At 73.7% G+C, this 17,110-nt stretch carries 17 protein-coding genes; 9 read left to right on the top strand and 8 right to left on the bottom strand.

Going from position 1 to position 17,110, the window contains the following annotated elements; genetic code table 11:
* Positions 1-7 precede the first annotated feature (7 nt).
* Genes HNR57_RS20495 through HNR57_RS20505 form a run of 3 tightly spaced genes read left to right on the top strand, consistent with a single transcriptional unit; the run spans position 8 to position 2,246 of the window.
* On the top strand, positions 8-766 hold the full coding sequence (locus HNR57_RS20495; protein WP_184561485.1) for a LamB/YcsF family protein: 759 nt from the start codon (positions 8-10) through the stop codon (positions 764-766).
* A complete protein-coding gene (locus HNR57_RS20500; protein ID WP_184561486.1) occupies positions 763-1,380 on the top strand; it encodes a 5-oxoprolinase subunit B family protein in 618 nt (205 codons plus the stop codon). Before HNR57_RS20495 ends, HNR57_RS20500 begins: the two co-directional genes overlap by 4 nt.
* Positions 1,377-2,246 (top strand): 5-oxoprolinase subunit C family protein, encoded by an 870-nt coding sequence (locus HNR57_RS20505; protein ID WP_184561487.1) that lies wholly within the window; start codon positions 1,377-1,379, stop codon positions 2,244-2,246. Before HNR57_RS20500 ends, HNR57_RS20505 begins: the two co-directional genes overlap by 4 nt.
* On the opposite strand, the gene HNR57_RS20510 is transcribed toward HNR57_RS20505, so the two are convergent.
* The 5 genes from HNR57_RS20510 to HNR57_RS20530 all read right to left on the bottom strand — a co-directional run bounded on the left by HNR57_RS20510 (position 2,243) and on the right by HNR57_RS20530 (position 7,778).
* Positions 2,243-3,076 (bottom strand): SGNH/GDSL hydrolase family protein, encoded by an 834-nt coding sequence (locus HNR57_RS20510; protein ID WP_313674404.1) that lies wholly within the window; start codon positions 3,074-3,076, stop codon positions 2,243-2,245. The genes HNR57_RS20505 and HNR57_RS20510 overlap by 4 nt on opposite strands.
* Positions 3,077-3,162: 86 nt before the next feature.
* Positions 3,163-4,356 carry a glycosyltransferase gene (locus tag HNR57_RS20515; protein WP_184561489.1) on the bottom strand — a complete coding sequence of 398 codons (1,194 nt, stop codon included), beginning with the start codon at positions 4,354-4,356 and terminating at the stop codon, positions 3,163-3,165.
* Positions 4,353-5,480 carry a glycosyltransferase family 4 protein gene (locus tag HNR57_RS20520; RefSeq protein ID WP_184561490.1) on the bottom strand — a complete coding sequence of 376 codons (1,128 nt, stop codon included), beginning with the start codon at positions 5,478-5,480 and terminating at the stop codon, positions 4,353-4,355. The genes HNR57_RS20515 and HNR57_RS20520 overlap by 4 nt, the downstream gene beginning before the upstream one ends.
* Positions 5,481-5,666: 186 nt before the next feature.
* Entirely contained in the window at positions 5,667-7,085 is a 1,419-nt protein-coding gene (locus HNR57_RS20525) for a HEAT repeat domain-containing protein (RefSeq protein ID WP_184561491.1), read from the bottom strand.
* Positions 7,086-7,385: 300 nt separating this feature from the next.
* Positions 7,386-7,778, bottom strand: a complete 393-nt coding sequence (locus HNR57_RS20530) for an ankyrin repeat domain-containing protein (protein WP_184561492.1) — start codon at positions 7,776-7,778, stop codon at positions 7,386-7,388.
* Positions 7,779-8,076: 298 nt separating this feature from the next.
* On the opposite strand from HNR57_RS20530, the gene HNR57_RS20535 reads away from it, so the two are divergent.
* Positions 8,077-8,271: a hypothetical protein gene (locus HNR57_RS20535; RefSeq protein ID WP_030843336.1), complete on the top strand. Its 195-nt coding sequence runs from the start codon at positions 8,077-8,079 to the stop codon at positions 8,269-8,271.
* A gap of 52 nt (positions 8,272-8,323) precedes the next feature.
* Positions 8,324-10,000, top strand: coding sequence for a P-loop NTPase family protein (locus HNR57_RS20540; RefSeq protein ID WP_184561493.1), 1,677 nt, complete (start codon positions 8,324-8,326; stop codon positions 9,998-10,000).
* Positions 10,001-10,057: 57 nt separating this feature from the next.
* Here HNR57_RS20540 and HNR57_RS20545 read toward each other — a convergent pair whose 3' ends face one another.
* A complete protein-coding gene (locus HNR57_RS20545) occupies positions 10,058-11,557 on the bottom strand; it encodes an SCO1417 family PLP biosynthesis transcription factor (protein WP_184561494.1) in 1,500 nt (499 codons plus the stop codon).
* 102 nt (positions 11,558-11,659) lie between these two features.
* On the opposite strand from HNR57_RS20545, the gene yczE reads away from it, so the two are divergent.
* From yczE to HNR57_RS20565, 4 genes are all read left to right on the top strand, one after another.
* Positions 11,660-12,313 carry a membrane protein YczE gene (gene yczE / locus HNR57_RS20550; protein ID WP_184562185.1) on the top strand — a complete coding sequence of 218 codons (654 nt, stop codon included), beginning with the start codon at positions 11,660-11,662 and terminating at the stop codon, positions 12,311-12,313.
* Positions 12,310-13,077: a glycerophosphodiester phosphodiesterase family protein gene (locus HNR57_RS20555; RefSeq protein WP_184561495.1), complete on the top strand. Its 768-nt coding sequence runs from the start codon at positions 12,310-12,312 to the stop codon at positions 13,075-13,077. The genes yczE and HNR57_RS20555 overlap by 4 nt, the downstream gene beginning before the upstream one ends.
* Before the next feature lie 49 nt (positions 13,078-13,126).
* Entirely contained in the window at positions 13,127-14,473 is a 1,347-nt protein-coding gene (locus HNR57_RS20560; RefSeq protein WP_184561496.1) for an MFS transporter, read from the top strand.
* A 266-nt stretch (positions 14,474-14,739) separates the two neighbouring features.
* Positions 14,740-15,114 (top strand): RNA polymerase-binding protein RbpA, encoded by a 375-nt coding sequence (locus tag HNR57_RS20565; RefSeq protein ID WP_030247095.1) that lies wholly within the window; start codon positions 14,740-14,742, stop codon positions 15,112-15,114.
* Positions 15,115-15,230: 116 nt separating this feature from the next.
* Here the strand turns inward: HNR57_RS20565 and fxsA are convergent, their stop codons facing one another.
* Positions 15,231-15,806, bottom strand: a complete 576-nt coding sequence (gene fxsA / locus HNR57_RS20570) for an FxsA family membrane protein (RefSeq protein ID WP_184561497.1) — start codon at positions 15,804-15,806, stop codon at positions 15,231-15,233.
* 88 nt (positions 15,807-15,894) lie between these two features.
* A complete protein-coding gene (locus HNR57_RS20575) occupies positions 15,895-16,698 on the bottom strand; it encodes a polyprenol monophosphomannose synthase (protein WP_184561498.1) in 804 nt (267 codons plus the stop codon).
* Positions 16,699-17,110: the final 412 nt, after the last annotated feature.

The following is a 17,110-nucleotide window of genomic DNA, read 5'->3' on the forward strand; positions in this document are numbered from 1 at the left end:
ACGGCACATGACCTCGATCGACCTGAACGCCGACCTCGGCGAGGGCTTCGGCCGCTGGCGGCTCACCGACGACGAACGACTGCTGTCCGTCGTCACCAGCGCCAACGTGGCCTGCGGCTTCCACGCCGGGGACCCGGTCACCATGCGCCGGGTGTGCGAGCTGGCGGCCGAGCGCGGGGTCCGGATCGGCGCCCAGGTGTCCTACCGGGACCTGGCCGGGTTCGGGCGGCGCGCGATGGACGTGCCGTCCGCCGAGCTGGCGGCGGAAGTCGCCTACCAGATCGGGGCGTTGGAGGTCTTCGCGCGCGCGGCGGGCGCCCGCGTGGCCTACGTCAAACCGCACGGCGCGCTCTACAACCGGGTCGTGCACGACGAGGAGCAGGCCGCCGCGGTCGTCGACGGCGTGCTCCTCGCGGACGCCGCGCTGCCCGTGCTCGGGCTGCCCGGCTCGCGCCTGCTGGAGCTGGCCGGGAAGGCCGGACTGCCGGTCGTCACCGAGGCGTTCGCGGACCGGGCGTACACCGATACGGGCACCCTGGTGCCGCGCACGCTGGAGGGCGCCGTGGTGACCGACCCGGACGCCGTCGTGGAGCGCTCCCTGGGCCTGGCCCGTTCCGGAGAGGTCGTCTCCCGCTCGGGCACGCGCATCGAGGTGCACGCGCGTTCCCTGTGCCTGCACGGCGACACGCCGGGCGCGGTGGAGCTGGCGCGCCGGGTGCGGGAGCGGCTGGAGGCGTCGGGGGTCCGGGTGGAGGCCTTCGCATGAAGGTCCTGCCCGTCGGCGAGGACGCCCTGCTCGTCGAGGTCTCCTCGGGCGACGAGGCCCAGGCCCTGCACGCGGAGCTGCTGCGGCGCCGCGCGGAGGGATCGCTCTCGGTCCGCGAGATCGTGCCCGCGGCCCGCACGGTCCTCCTCGACGGCCTCGACGCCCCCGCCCGGCTGGCCGCCGAACTGACCGCCGCCGACCTGCCGGCCGCTCCCCCACGCGCGCGGGAGGTCGTGGAGATCCCGGTCCGCTACGACGGCCCGGACCTGGCCGAGGTCGCCGCGCACTGGGGCGTGCCGGTGCCGGAGGTCGCCCGCATCCACGGCGCCACCGAGTTCCGGGTGGCCTTCTGCGGCTTCGCACCCGGCTTCGGCTACCTCACCGGGCTGCCGTCGCGCTACGACGTCCCACGCCGGGCCACTCCGCGTACGTCCGTCCCGGCCGGGTCGGTCGCCCTGGCGGGCCCGTACACGGGCGTGTACCCGCGCTCGTCGCCGGGCGGCTGGCAGCTGATCGGCACGACGGACGCCGTGCTGTGGGACCACGCGCGCGTGCCGGCCGCGCTGCTGTCGCCGGGCACGCCGGTGCGGTTCGTCCCCGGGGCGGGGTCATGACGGACCGCGCCCTCGCCGTCGTCCGGGCCGGGGCCCTCACCACCGTGCAGGACGCGGGCCGCCCCGGGCACGCCCATCTCGGCGTCCCCCGCTCCGGGGCGCTGGACCGGCCCGCCGCCGGCCTCGTCAACCGGCTCGTCGGCAATCCGCCGGAGACGGCCGTGCTGGAGACGACCCTCGACGGCTGTGCCGTACGCCCCCGTTCCACCGTGACCGTGGCGGTCGCGGGGGCGCCCTGCCGGGTCACGGTGGACGGGCGGCCCGTCGCCTGGGGCGCGCCGGTGCGCGTGCCTGCCGGGGCGCTGCTGGACGTCGGTCCCGCTGTGTCGGGCGTACGCGCCTACGTGGGGGTCTCCGGGGGCATCGCGGTCGACCCGGTGCTCGGCAGCCGGTCGACGGATCTGCTGTCGGGGCTGGGCCCGCCCCCGCTCGCGGACGGCACGGTGCTGCCGCTGGGGCGGCCGTCCGGCGTGCACGCGCGCGTGGACGTCGCCCCGCAGCCGGCGCCGCCGGCCGAGCTGGTGCTGCGGGTGACGCTCGGCCCGCGCGACGGCTGGTTCACGCCGGAGGCCGTACGGGCCTTCGTCTCCCGGCCCTACCGGGTGTCCTCGGCGAGCAACCGCATCGGACTGCGCACGGAAGGACCCGCCCTGGACCGGGCCCGGCCGGGCGAACTCCCCAGCGAGGGCATGGTGCTGGGCGCCGTGCAGGTCCCGCCGGACGGCAGGCCGGTGGTGTTCCTCGCCGACCACCCGACCACCGGGGGCTACCCGGTGATCGCCGTGGTCCGCGCCGCCGACCTCCCGGCCGCCGCGCAGGCGGTCCCCGGCACGCCGGTCCGCTTCGTGGCCGTACGGCGCCGCTAGGCCGCGTCCGCCCGCTCCGCCACCGACAGGCCGGCCAGGGCGGCGGACACCGCGGCCGAGGCCCGCAGGTCGAGCCGGGCGCTCGTGCCGCGGGCGCGGTGCCGGAGCTCGTCGGCGGCCAGGGTCAAAAGCTGGGGAAGCAGGTCGGTGCACCGGCGGGCCACCCAGCCGGTGCCGGCCGTGGCCAGCCACCACAGGCTCGCCGCCTTCGCCGGGACGGGGAACTCGGGGTCGGGCGAGGGCGCGGGCCCCGTCGCGAGGCCGTGCTCCGCGAGCAGCGCGTGGAAGCGCAGGGCGAGTTGCCGGTGACCGCGTTCCCCGGGGTGGAGCCGGTCCGCGCTCCACAGGGCACGGTCGGTGATCCAGTCGCCCTCGCACGCGTGCAGGTGCAGCGCCCGGTACCGCTCGGACAGGGCGTGCACCACCGTGTTCACGGCCCGTTGCCGCCGGGCGAGTGGGTCGGCGAGGGGGGCCGGCAGGCCGAGCATCCTGCCCGGGTCGGGCAGGCACGCGGTGAGCAGGACGGCGCCGTGCTCCGTGCAGGCCGCGTACACCTGGTCGAGCCGTGCGGCCACGGCCCGGATGTCGAACGTGCAGCGCAGGGTGTCGTTGACGCCGACGACGACGGACACGAGGTCGGGCCGCAGGTCCAGGGCGGCGGGCAGCTGCCGCTCCAGCACGTCCCGGGTCTGCGACCCGCTCACCGCGAGGTTGGTGAACCCGGCCGGCTCCTCGCAGAGCCCGTCCGCGAGCAGCGCCGCCCAGCCGCGCCACGCGCCGTTCCCGGCGGGATCCCCCACGCCCTCGGTGAGCGAGTCCCCGAGGGCCACGAACCGTGGGGGCCCGTCGAAGGACCCGGGCCTCTCGGCCCGCGGGGCTCCGTCGAGCAGCCCAGGCCCCTCGCACCGCGGGGGTCTCATGCCACGCCCCCGGGCACGAACGGCCGGACCGGCCGCACGGGGACAGGCGCGTCGTGCGCGGCGAGGAACGCGTCGACCGCCGCGTTCCACCCGAAGCACTCCGCACGCGCGCGTGCCGCCTCGCGCCGGTCCGCCTCCCGGCGTTCCCGCAGCAGGTCCACGGCGTCCGCGAACGCCTCCCCGTGGTCCGCCGCGACGGCACCGGCGGCGCCGATCACCTCCGACAGCGCCGACGAGGCGCTCGCGACCACAGGCGTGCCGCAGGCCATGGCCTCCAGCGCGGCGAGCCCGAAGGTCTCGGCGGGACCCGGGGCGAGTGCCACATCGGCGGACGCCTGGAGCGCGCCCAGCAGCCCGCGGTCGGAGACGTGCCCGAGGAAGGTGACCGGCAGGCCGCTCTCGCGCGCCCGCTGTTCGAGCCGGGCGCGCAGCGGACCGTCCCCGGCCACCACCAGTACGGCCCGGCGGCCGCGCCGCAGCAGCGCCTCCAGCGCGTCCAGTGCCGTGCCGGGCCGCTTCTCCACGGACAGCCGCGAGCACATGACGAGCAGCGTCTCGTTCACGCGCGCGTGCCGCGCCCGTAGCTCCGGGTCGCGCAGCGCCGGGTGACGCTGCACCAGATCGACGCCGAGCGGGGCCCGGACGACGTTGCGGGCCCCGATCCGCACGAACTCCCGCTCGGCGAACTCGGTGGTGCACACCACGCGCGCGTAGGTGTGGGCCGTGCGGACGTTGAGGGCGTCGGCGGCACGCCGGGCGGCCCCCTCGGGCACACCCCAGGTGCGCAGCACCCCGTCGGCCGTCTCGTGGGAGACCATCACGGCCGGGATCCGGGCGCGGCGCGCCCACTTGCCGGTCCACCGCAGGGTCGTCCGGTCGGACACCTCCAGCCGGTCCGGCCCGAGCTCCTCCAGGAGCCGGGCCACCCGCCGCTTGCCGGCGAGGACGCGGTAGCCGCCGGTGCCGGGCAGCAGCGGCCCGGGGAGGGTGATCACCCGCCCCTGCTCGGTATCGCGGTCGCTCATGCGCTCGCCGGGGATCACGAGGACGGGTTCGTGGCCCGCCGCCTTGAAGCCCTTGCCGAGTTCGCGCAGCGCGGTGCGCAGTCCGCCGGATGAGGGGGCGACGAAGTTGGCGAGCCGGACGATCCGCAGCGACTCGGGGCTTTCGCCGGAACGGGAGTCGCTCATGCCGCCACCGCCGTCCGGCGCCCGGCGAGCACCTTCGCGTAGTGCCCGATCAGCTGGTCGCCGACGGCCGCCCAGGTGCGGCCCTCGACCGTGGCCCGCCCGGCGGCGCCGTAGGCGGCCCGCAGGCCGGCGTCGGCGGCCAGGGACCGCACCGCGTCACGGACGGCGTTCGCGTCGCGCGGCGGCACCAGCAGCCCGGTGCGCCCGTGGGCGACCAGGTCCAGCGGTCCGCCCGCGGCGGGCGCGATCACCGGCAGTCCGCCGGCCATGGCCTCCTGGATCGTCTGGCAGAACGTCTCGAACGGGCCCGTGTGGGCGAAGACGTCGAACGAGGCGAAGATCCGGGCGAGGTCGTCACCGGTGCGCCGGCCGAGGAAGACGGCACCGGGCAGCGCCTGTTCCAGGCCGGGCCGGCTGGGGCCGTCGCCGACGATCACGACCCGGACGCCCTCCAGTCCGCAGACACCGGAGAGGAGTTCGACCTGCTTCTCGGGGGCGAGCCGGCCCACATAGCCGACGATCAGCTCACCGTTCGGGGCGAGTTCCCGCCGCAGGGCCTCGTCGCGCCGGCCGGGCCGGAAGCGCTCGGTGTCCACGCCGCGCGGCCACAGCTCGACGCGCGGCACACCGTGGGTCTTCAGGTCGTGCAGGGCCGCGCTGGACGGGGCGAGGGTGAGGTCGCAGGCGCCGTGCACGGAGCGGATGCGCCGCCAGGCGGCGGCCTCGCCGGCGCCCATGTAGGTACGGGCGTAGCCGGCCAGGTCGGTCTGGTAGACGGCGACGGCGGGGATACCGAGGCGCGCGGCGGCGGCCATGCCGCGCACGCCGAGGACGAAGGGGCTGGCGAGGTGGACGACGTCGGGACGGTGCTCGACGAGGGTGGCGGCCAGGCGGCGGCTGGGGAGGGCGACGCGGACCTGGGGGTAGCCGGGGAGCGGGAGGGAGGGGACGTGGACGACGGGGCACGGCGCGGAGGCGTCGGGCTTGTTGCCGGGCGCAGGGGCCGGGGCGACGACGACGGGGGCGTGACCGCGGTCGACGAGGTGCCGGGCGGTCTGGAGCGCGCAGTGTGCCACGCCGTTCACATCGGGGGGAAAGGATTCGGTCACGATGACGACTCGCATACCGACGTTGTCGCCGTGCCGGACGTGGCCGCGTCAACGTGGATCTTTCCGGCCGAGGAACGTCCTATGAGCGTTCTGAGGTGCACCCGCGCAGGTCAGGCGGCGTCCATGCCCTCCTGACCCGCGAGTCACCCGATGTTCACCCCACCGGCGCGATTCCGCCCCGGCATCCCGTCGGAGAGGGGGTCACACAGCGGTCTCCTCGGGACCGATCCGGCTGCGTACGGCCGTCTGCACCTCGTCCTCCTCGGCCGGGTCGGCGGCGAGCCGGCGCAGTCGCTCGACGACGCGGGTGTCCCCGGTCTCGGCGTGCCGGGCGGCGATCTCCCGGGTGGTCTCCTCGCAGTCCCACAGGCACTCGACGGCGAAGCCGGTGGCGAAGGAGGGGTCGGTGGCGGCGAGGGCCCGGGCGGCCCGGCCGCGCAGATGGGAGGAGGCGGTCTCGCGGTAGACGTGGCGCAGCACGGGTGCGGCGCAGGCGATGCCGAGCCGTCCGGTGCCGTCCACGAGGGTCCACAGAGTCGGCGCGTCGGGGCCTTCGCCCCGCACGGCCTCCCGTAGCGCGGCGAGGACCAGGTCGCGGTCCTGCACCCCGCCCCGGCAGGCCAGTACGCGTCCGGCGGCGGCGCCCAGCGCGTCGGGCCGCCGGGCCCAGCCGCGCGCGCGGTCCACGGCGGCCAGTGAGCGCATCCGTTCGAAGGCGTCGACGGCCGCGTCCACGACGAGCGTCGAGCCGGTGGCGACGGCGCCCTCGATCAGATCGAGGGCCTCGGGATCGTTGCCGTCGGCGAGGTACCTGAGGGCCGTGCACCGGGCTCCGTCGCCGCCGTCCTTCGCCGCCCGGACGATCTCGGCCCGGTCCTCGGGGCCCGCCACGGCGGTGAGGCAGCGGGCGGCCGGCACATGGAGGGCGGCACCTCGGTCGATGCCCTGCTGGGCCCACTCGAAGACGGCCTGCACGCTCCAGCCCGGCCGGGGGCCGGACGGCCGCATCTGCCGCTGCCAGCGGTCGAAGGAGCCCGTCTCGTGGGCGGCACGCACGCGTGTGGCGACGGATTCGCGCGGATCCTCGGCCCACAGGCGCCACGGCCGGGGCTCGAAGGCGTCCCGGACGGTGGCGGCCAGCTCGGCGTCGCCCTCCGGATCGGCGGGGAACCGGGCGAGGACGGGTGCGGCGAGGGCGCGCAGGCCCGCGTCGTCGTCCCTGAGGGCGAGTTCGTCGAGGGCCCAGGCCCAGTTGGAGCCGTGGGCGGCGTACCTGCGCAGCAGTTCCAGCGCGTCCCGCCTGCCGTAGGAGGCGAGGTGCCCGAGGACGGCGAGGGCGAGCCCGGTGCGGGACTCGTCGGTGTCGAGGACGTCCTCGGCGCAGAAGAGATGGGCCTCGACCTCGTCCAGCTCGCCGTTCAGGTCGAGGTAGAGGCGGGCGTAGTAGAGGGAGCGGTTCTCCACCTGCCAGTCGTGGCGGGGATCGCGCAGCACACAGTGGTTCAGCGCCGCCAGCGCCTCGGGGCGCGGGGCGGTGAGCGCGTGCAGCGTACCGTCGCCGCGGCCCCGCTGGAGCAGGCCGAGCAGCGTACCGCTGGGCGCTATGACCGGATCGAACATGGGAAACAGCCTCACATCAAGCGTCGACGCAACCGGGGACGTGTACTACCTGGCCGCGCGACAACACGTCGGAGTGCCCGCCGTTTCCTGCTTGCTGTAGACCATCTTCCTCTGCCTCTCGTCGGTGGCCCTTGCGGACCGCGTCACGGCCCGCGCGGTGCGGCAACACCTGCCCAACCATCACGTCCGTGAACCACGTCGTCATGATGACTCGGCACTCTCGTCTGCCGCGACCGAAATTTCGGCGGCCCTGTACCGCCTCCCCCGTTTTCTGTGTTTTTGCTGGTCAGACCTGTCGGTTCAGTGCTCGCCGAACAGTTCGAGCAACTGCGTCCGGCCGAACATCCGCGCGGTGTCGACGGCCGACGGCGTACCTGCGGACGGGTCGGCGCCGCCCTCCAGGAGGGCCTTGATGACGTCCGCCTCGCCCTTGAAGACCGCTCCGGCGAGCGGGGTCTGGCCTCGGTCGTTCACCCGGTCGGCCTCGGCGCCGCGCTCCAGGAGCGCGCGCACCGCGTCGGAGTGGCCGTGGTAAGCGGCGAGCATCACGAGCGAGTCGCCGCGGTCGTTGGTGAGGTTGGCCGGAACACCCGCGTCGACGTACGCCACGAGCGCCTCGGTCTGTCCCCGCCGGGCCAGATCGAAGATCTTGGTCGCCAGCTCCACGACCTCGGGGTCGGGGACTTCGGTCATCGGCCGGACCGCCTCTCCACTGCACATCGTCTCGGGTGCGTACGCCTGCGAGGGGCGCAGCCGTACGAGTGAATCGCCAGGGTACTGGCTCGTGCGGCACATGACCCGATGTGCCCGAGGTAAAGATCAGCACAGACCCGGACAAGCGCAGCAGCCCGGCTCCACCGGACCCGGGACCACTCCGCCACTCGGGGGAAATCATCCGAATTTCACCCAGTTGCACCTTTTATCGTATGGATACATCCTGTGAGCCTGGAAGTACTCATGGTGACTGTCCCCGCGAACCAGGAGAACTCAAATGATCCTCTCCATCTCAGGTGTGGTCCTGCTCGGCATCGTCGTCTTCATCTTCTTCCGCAAGGACGGGCTGAAGGCGTCGCATGCCGTGGTCGCCATGTTGTTCGGCTTCTATCTGGCGAGTACGGCCATCGCCCCGAGCATCAAGGCGGGCGGCGAGAGCCTGGCGAGCCTCCTCGGCGGCATCAAGTTCTGACGCACCCGCTCCCCGTACGCATCCCGCCCGTACGCACTTACTGGAGGCAGTAGTGGCCCGGCGCCCCCTCCCCCGCATTCTGAGCAACGGCAGCGCGCAGCTCGCCCGGAGCCGGGAGCTGGCCCGGACGGCCGCCGACAGCGCCACCGACGTCCTCCACCCGCTGATCACGATCGTGCGGGGTCTGCGCCGGCTGGCAGCGGCCGGACGGCGCAGATGGACCGAGACCCCCAAGGAGCGACGGGGGGCGCTGCTGTTCCTGGCGGCCTCCGTGATCCTGGTCGTGGCCCTGGTGCCGTACGGACCGCTACTCGCCGCCATCACCCTGATGGCGGCGGCGGCCTGGCAGGGCCGGGAACGCTCCCCCGCGGCGTCCGACGGGCCCGACGAGTCGCAGACCCAGCGGCTGAAGTCGCTGTACGAGGCGCTGGTGCCGTACTTCTCGGCCGCCGAGGACCCCGAGCCGCTGTACTCCCACGGCGGCGCCTGGGACAAGGCCTTCCCCGCCTACGCCTTCGACGGCGGCGGCCGGATCTCGCAGCTGGTGGTCCGCTACCCGGCGTACTTCACCGACGGCGAGGCCGAGGCCCGCGCCCGGATCGAGCACCTCCTCGCGGCCAAGTCGGGCCGGGGCCGCGAATACCACTTCACGTGGGACGAGGAGGGCAACCAGTTGACGGTGGGCGTACTCATGCCACTGCCCGTCGACATCGCCGCCCAGCGTTTCGTCACCACCCCCGGCGAGACGGTCCTCGGCTTCACCGACCCCACCCGGGTCCAGCGCACCCTCCCCCTCACCCAAGGGGAACAGCAGCGGGACGTACCGCCGGTCATCTGGCGCACGGGCCTGCGCTCCACCGAGCCGCACCTGCTGGCTCTCGGCCAGCCGGGCAGCGGCACTTCCACCCTGTTGCGGTCCATCGCCCTGCAAGCCCTGCTCCACGGCGACGTGGTGATCGTGGACGGCGGCGGCACCGGCGAGTACGCCTGCCTGACCGGCCGGGACGGCGTCCTGGCGGTCGAGGCGGGGCTCGCCGGGGTCACGGCCAGCCTGGAGTGGGCCGCGACCGAGACGGAGCGGCGCCTCATCGCCGCCAACCGGGCCCACCAGGCCGGCGACCCACCGCCGGACGACACCAAGCGCCCGCTGTGGATCCTCCTCGACCGCCCCACGGCCTTCACCCATCTGGCCGCGGCGGCGGGCCGCAAGGATCCGCAGTCCCTCCTCCAGGTCCCTCTCCGGCACGGCCGCCCGGCGAACGTGACGGTGGTCGTGGCCGACCAGCTGGACAGCATGGACGCCCTGATCGAGCCGGTACGCCAGCACACCCGCGCCCGTGTGGTCCTGGGCCCCGCGACGGCGGAGCAGCTGGAGTCGGTCCTGGGCGCGCCCCCGCACACCACCCCGATCGACGAGGTTCCGCCCGGCCGCGGCTACGCCCGCCTCGGCACGGGGCCGGTCAACCGCCTCCAGGTACCGGCCACCCCGAACCCCTACGACGACGCGACCCCCGACGCCCTCTGCGAGGCGGTCCTCAGCCTTCTGCCGCCGCGCACGACCCCGGCGGACGGGGAGACGATCCCGGAGCAGGACCAGCCCGAAGACGTGCCGGAGCCGGCAGTTCCGGCGGCGGAGGAAGCGGAGGCGGCACCGGTGACCCCGGAATCACCGGAGCCAGAGCCGGAAGCAGCTCCGGCCGCGATGCCGGTCCTGACCAAGGAGACCTAGCCACGCCTTCGTGCCGCCGGGGGTGCACAACCCCCGGCGGCACGAAGGCTCCCGGCGCTAGGCCACGAACGTACGCGGCGCCTCCGCATTGCCCACCGCACCGCTCTCCACCAGCGCCGCCGCGGCGGCCAGCCGCGCGGCGGCCTCCTCGGCCACCGCGCCGCCCACGGTGAACGGCAACCGCACGTACCCCTCGAACGCCCCGTCCACCCCGAACCGCGGCCCGGACGGCACCCGCACTCCCACGCGCTCCCCCGCCTCGGCGAGCCGCGACCCGGACAGACCGCCCGTGCGCACCCACAGCGTCAATCCGCCCTGAGGCACTTCGAACTCCCACCCGGGCAGCTCCCGCCGCACCGCGGCCACCAGTTCGTCCCGGTTCGACCGCGCCTGCTCCCGCCGTACCTCCACGGCCTGCTCCCAGCCCCCGGTCCCGAAGAGCCAGTTCACCGCCAGCTGCTCCAGCACCGGCGTACCGAGATCGGCGTACGCCCGGGCGGCGACCAGGCTGCGGATGACGTCCGGCGCGGCCCGCACCCACCCGATCCGCATCCCGGCCCAGAACGCCTTGCTCGCCGACCCCACCGTGATCACCGTCGACCCGGCGGGATCGAACGCGCACACCGGCCGCGGCATCCGCACCTCGGCGTCGAGCCACAGCTCGCTCATCGTCTCGTCCGCGATCAGCACGGTCCCCGCGGACCGCGCCGCGTCCACCAGCCGCCGCCGCTGGTCCTCGTCGGCGAGCGCCCCGGTCGGGTTGTGGAAGTCGGCGACGACGTACGCGATGCGGGGCGCGGCGTCCCGCAGGACCTGCCGCCAGCGGTCCATGTCCCACCCGGTGAGCCCCTCGGCCATGGCGACGGGCACCAGCCGCGCCCCGGCCTCCCGCATCAGCTGGAGGATATTGGCGTACGAGGGCGACTCGACGGCGATGCGCTCACCCCGCCCGGCGAACAGATGGCAGATGGCGTCGATCGCGCCCATCGCGCCGGTGGTCACCATGATCTGCTCGGACATGGTCGGGATCCCGCGCGCGGTGTACCGCTCGGCGATCATCGCCCGCAGCGCGGGCAGCCCGGCGGGGTAGTCGCCGTGTGTGTGCGCGTACGGGGGCAGTTCCTCCAGCGCGCCCTGGACGGCCCGGGTGAGCCAGGGCTCGGGAGCGGGGAGGGCGGCGCAGCCGAGGTCGATCAGGGAGCCGAGGGCCTCCGGCGGCAGGGGCTCGAGACCGCGGGCGGGCAGCGGGTTCCCGGCCGGGACGGCGGTCCAGCTGCCGGCGCCGCGCCGGGACTCCAGGAAGCCCTCGCCGCGCAGCGCCTCGTACGCGGCGGCGACCGTCGTGCGGCTGACGGACAGGGAGAGGGCGAGTTCTCGTTCGGCGGGCAGCCGGGCGGCCACCGGGACGCGCCCTTCGAGCACCAGCAGGCGGATGCCGTCGGCGAGCGCGCGGTAGGCCGGCGGCCGGCGTGTGCCGGGGCCCGCCGGGCGGTCCTGCTGGGAGCTGAGGAGCCGGGCGAGCTGCGCCGCACCCACGGCCGAGGTCCACTCTGCCATCGAAATCAGTCCACCTTCCCCGGATTGGCCATGGATGGCCTCTCCATCCAAGCCACAGGGTGTCATGCAGCAGTCCACTACCGCCACACAGGGGGGCGCATGATGTTCACGCGGGATCGGCTCACGCGGCGACTCGTCCAGCTCTACGCCGGTCTCGCGCTGTACGGCGCGAGTTCGGCACTGCTCGTCCGGTCGGGGCTCGGCCTGGAGCCGTGGAACGTGCTGCACCAAGGGCTGTCCGAGCGGACGGGCCTGTCGATCGGTGTCGTCCTGACCCTCGTGGGCGCCGCGGTGCTGCTCGCCTGGATCCCGCTGCGTCAGCGGCCCGGCCTGGGGACGATCTCCAACGTGCTGGTCATCGGCATGGCCATGGACGCGACGCTGGCCCTGGTGCCCGACGCGCACGGCATGGCGCCACGCGTCACGCTGATGCTGGCGGGGATCGTCCTGAACGGCGCGGCGACCGGCCTGTACATCGCGGCCCGCTTCGGGCCGGGCCCGCGCGACGGCCTCATGACCGGACTGCACCAGCTCACGGGCGTCTCGATCCGCCTGGTGCGCACGGGCATCGAGCTCACGGTGGTGGCGACCGGCTTCGCGCTGGGCGGCACCGTCGGGATCGGCACACTCCTGTACGCCCTGGTGATCGGCCCCCTCGCCCAGGCGTTCCTGCGCGTGTTCGCCGTCCCCGCGGCATCCGGCGTCAGCACGGCCGTTGCCACCGGTCAACCCCGAGGGGCGATACTGCGTCCGTGACCCCGCGGATACGCCATCCCTACCTCGACCATCCCGGCCCGATCGCCTTCGCCCACCGGGGCGGGGCGGCGGACGGCCTGGAGAACACCGTGCGGCAGTTCCGGTGTGCCGTCGAGGCCGGCTACCGGTACATCGAGACGGACGTGCACACCACCCGGGACGGCAAGCTCGTCGCCTTCCACGACGCGACCCTGGACCGGGTGACGGACGGCGCGGGCCGCATCGCCGACCTGCCGTGGCAGGAGGTACGGCAGGCGCGGGTGGCGGGCGAGGAACCGCTGCCCCTCTTCGAGGAGCTGCTGGAGACCTTCCCCGGCGTGCGCTGGAACGTGGACGTCAAGGCGGAGGCCGCCCTGCAGCCCTTCCTCGACCTGGTCGGGCGGACAAACTCCTGGGACCGGATCTGCCTCGGCTCGTTCTCCGAGGCGCGGGTGGTGCGCGCCCAGCGGCTGGCCGGCCCCCGCCTGGCCACGTCGTACGGAACGCGGGGCGTGCTGGGGCTGCGGCTGCGCTCCTGGGGACTGCCCGCAGCGGTGCGCCGTTCGGCGGTGGCCGCCCAGGTCCCGGAGATCCAGTCCGGGATCCAGGTCGTGGACCGGCGCTTCCTGCACGCCGCCCACGCACGCGGCCTCCAGGTGCACGTGTGGACCGTGAACGACGCCGAGAGCATGCACCGGCTTCTCGACCTGGGCGTGGATGGCATCATGACCGATCACATCGACACGTTGCGCAAGGTCATGGAGGACCGCGGCGTCTGGGTCTGAGGCCCCGGGCCCGTCCCCTCCGCGCGCTCACGGGGAAGCGAGGGCACGGGTGGGCAACGACACCGTGCGGACACCGCCGGCCGACGGAGCAGCGGAGCTGAGGCGCGAGCAGCGCGGCTGGTACTTCTACGACTGGGCTTGCTCCGTCTACTCGACGAGCGTGCTGACCGTGTTCCTCGGCCCCTATCTGACCTCGGTCGCCAAGTCGGCCGCGGACGCCGAGGGGTATGTCCACCCCCTCGGCATCCCGGTGCGGGCCGGTTCCTTCTTCGCCTACTCGGTGTCCCTGTCGGTGATCGTGGCCGTGCTGGTGATGCCGTTGGTGGGCGCAGCGGCCGACCGCACCGGCCGCAAGAAGCCCCTTCTCGCGGCGGCCGCCTACACCGGCGCCACGGCCACGGCGGCCATGTTCTTCCTGGACGGCGACCGCTACCTGCTGGGCGGGGCATTGCTGATCGTCGCGAACGCCGCGCAGTCCGTGGCGATGATGCTGTACAACTCCTACCTGCCGCAGATCGCCCCGCCCGAGCAGCGGGACGCCGTCTCCTCCCGCGGCTGGGCCTTCGGATACGCGGCGGGTTCCCTGGTCCTCGTCGCCAACCTGATCCTCTACACGGGACACGACGGCTTCGGGCTCTCCGAGAGCACGGCGGTCCGCATCTGCCTGGCCTCGGCCGGTCTGTGGTGGGGTGCGTTCGCCCTCATCCCGCTGCGGCGGCTGCGCGACCGCAGGACGACCGGGCGGGAGGCGGCCCTGCCGGGTTTCAAGCAGCTCGCGGCGACCGTCCGCGACATGCGCCGCCACCCGCTGACGCTGGCCTTCCTGCTCGCCTACCTCGTCTACAACGACGGCATCCAGACGGTGATCTCCCAGGCCTCGGTCTACGGTTCCGAGGAACTCGGCCTCGGGCAGTCCACCCTCATCGGCGCCGTTCTGCTGGTGCAAGTGCTGGCGGTGGCCGGCGCGCTGGCCATGGGCCGGCTGGCCCGGGTGTACGGGGCCAAGCGCACGATCCTCGGCTCGCTGGTCGCCTGGACGGTGACGCTGGCGGCCGGGTACTTCCTGCCGGCCGGGGCGCCGGTGTGGTTCTTCGTCCTGGCCGCCGGGATCGGCCTGGTCCTGGGCGGCAGCCAGGCGCTGTCCCGCTCGCTGTTCTCCCATCTGATCCCGCCGGGCAAGGAGGCCGAATACTTCTCGGCGTACGAGATGAGCGACCGCGGGATGAGCTGGCTCGGGCCACTGCTGTTCGGGATCACCTACCAGCTGACCGGGAGCTACCGGGACGCGATCATCTCGCTGGTGGCCTTCTTCGTCCTCGGGTTCGCCCTGCTCGCCCGGGTCCCGGTGCGGCGTGCGATCGGCGAAGCGGGGAATCCGGTTCCCGACAGGATTTAGCACTCGGAGCGAAAGGGCTGTAGTGTACGCGTTTGGCCTGCCAGGCGGACCGTTACTGCGCGTCAAAGATGCCGAAACGCTGGGTTATATCTGCTATCAGATGTGACAAACCGGGCGCTGGTGGGTACAACAAGGGCGGCTACGACGGCGACGCATGACCCGGAACGGGACTCGGAACGGGAATCTTTACCGCCGACCGGACGTTGACCGGATGACGACGACAGCGACACCTGTCCTGTGGGCGACAAGCCCGGGAGGCACGATTCATGAGTGAGCGAGCTCTTCGCGGCACGCGCCTCGTGGTGACCAGCTACGAGACGGACCGCGGCATCGACCTGGCCCCGCGCCAGGCCGTGGAGTACGCATGCGAGAAGGGGCACCGCTTCGAGATGCCCTTCTCGGTCGAGGCGGAGATCCCGCCGGAGTGGGAGTGCAAGGTCTGTGGGGCCCAGGCACTCCTCGTGGACGGCGATGTCCCTGAAGAGAAGAAGGGCAAGCCCGCGCGTACGCATTGGGACATGCTGATGGAGCGGCGCACCCGCGAGGAACTCGAAGAGGTCCTCGAGGAGCGCCTGGCGGTTCTGCGTTCCGGTGCGATGAACATCGCTGTTCATCCCCGCGACAGCCGCAAGTCGGCATAGCCCTCCAGGGGCCTGGCCGAAGTAAAGCGCAGCACAAGACCGCGGGCGCCGTACGAGATGTACGGCGCCCGCGGTCTTGTGCGTGTCCGCTGCCCGGGCGCGTGCCCGGGCTCGGCTCAGTTCGTCAGCGGCGGGCGGGGCGGCTGCTGGGCGTCCCGGGGCTCGTCCCTGATGACCTCGCCCTGGACGACCTTGCCGTCGGGCTGGTGCATCCGGGCCTGCTGGAAGGCACCGCCCAGGGTGCCCGGGCGGGCCTCCCTGAGCTTGCGCTCGAAGGTGCGCTCCGCCGAGCGGCTCACGATCTTCTGGACCGGCGGCAGCAGCAGGAGCAGGCCCACCGCGTCCGACACCAGGCCGGGGATCATCAGGAGCAGGCCGCCCAGCATCATCAGGCCGTTGCCCTCGCTGCCCGGTCGGGCCGCGTCGGGCATCACACCGCTCTGCTGCTGTTGCAGCGCCTCGGAGAGCTTGCGGAAGGCCCGCCGGCCGGCCCGCTTGATGACGACCGAGCCGAGGACGAGACCCGCCAGCAGCACGAGGAAGACCACCAGCCCGCTCGTCGCCCCCGCGACCAGCGTGAGCAGCCAGATCTCCAGCACGAACCACGCGGCGACCCCCAGCGGCAGGAACGTACGCAGCCGGGAGCGCTTGGGCCGGGCAGGGGGCAGCGGGGTCTGAGCGCCAGTCGTCATGTCCCCAGTGTGCCTGGCCCCGGCTCAGCACGGGATAAGGCCGCCATCAGCTGTTTCTGTGAGCGGCTGCCCCGGACGGAGCGCGCGGTTACGGCTGGGAGGGTTTGCCGCCGCGCCCCGTGACCTTGCCGAACCGCTCCCCCACGCCCCAGGCCGTGACGCGCCACAGCGCCTCGACGAGGATGTCGCGGCTCATCTTGGAGTCGCCGAGCTCGCGCTCGACGAAGGTGATGGGCACCTCGACCACCTGGTAGCCGGCCCGGACCGCGCGGCGGGCGAGGTCGACCTGGAAGCAGTACCCCTGTGAGGCGACCTCGTCGAGGCCGAGACCCTCCAGGGTCTCGCGGCGGAAGGCGCGGTAGCCGCCGGTGACGTCGCGCAGCGGCAGGTCGAGCGCCAGCCTGGAGTAGAGGCTGCCGCCACGGGAGATCACCTCACGGGACTTCGGCCAGTTCACCACCCGGCCGCCCGGCACCCAGCGCGAGCCCAGCACCAGGTCGGCGCTCTTGAGGGCGGTGAGCAGACGGGGCAGTTCCTCGGGCTGGTGGGAGCCGTCGGCGTCCATCTCGATCAGCACGCCGTAGTCGCGCTCCAGGCCCCAGTGGAAGCCCGCGAGGTAGGCGGCGCCCAGGCCCTCCTTGCCCTTGCGGTGCAGCACGTGGACGTGCTCGTCCTCGACCGCCAGCTCGTCGGCCAGCTTGCCGGTGCCGTCCGGGCTGTTGTCGTCGGCCACGAGCACGTGCGCCTCGGGGACGGCCTTGCGTACCCGGCCGACGATGCTCTTGATGTTCTCCGCCTCGTTGTAGGTCGGGATGATCACCAAGGCCGTACCGAGCGGGCCGAACTTCCTCACCTGGGCTTCTGCCGCGAGGGTTCCGTCGCCGTCGTTCACTGCTGCCCCTTCATGTTCATACGCAGGGGTCCACCATAGTGGGCCCGGCCTGCGCTGACGTGACAGGACGTTCGAATCGTGGTGTCGAATCCGCAAGACGCGGGTAAGAGCGCGCCTCCGGGTGCGCGCGTACGGCGGATGGGGGCCCGGCGCCCTTCGGGCCGGCCTGGGATCCGCCGGCTGCGGATCGACCGAGAGCCGTTGTCTACTGAGCGCCCGGGCCCCACCCGGGTCACACCTCCCCGACCGGCCGGAACGTTCCCTCGGCGCTGCGCCGGCCTGAGCCTGGCTCCCAGTGGCGGTGCCCCGGTGCGGCACACCGTCCCTGACCCGGCGGCGCCGCGGCGAGTGCTCGGACGTTCCCCGGTCGGGCGTCCGGTGGTGGACTCGGACGAACCTACCGGCCTCCTGC

Source organism: Streptomyces paradoxus (genome assembly GCF_014202475.1).
In the GTDB taxonomy this organism is placed as follows: Bacteria; Actinomycetota; Actinomycetes; order Streptomycetales; family Streptomycetaceae; genus Streptomyces; species Streptomyces paradoxus.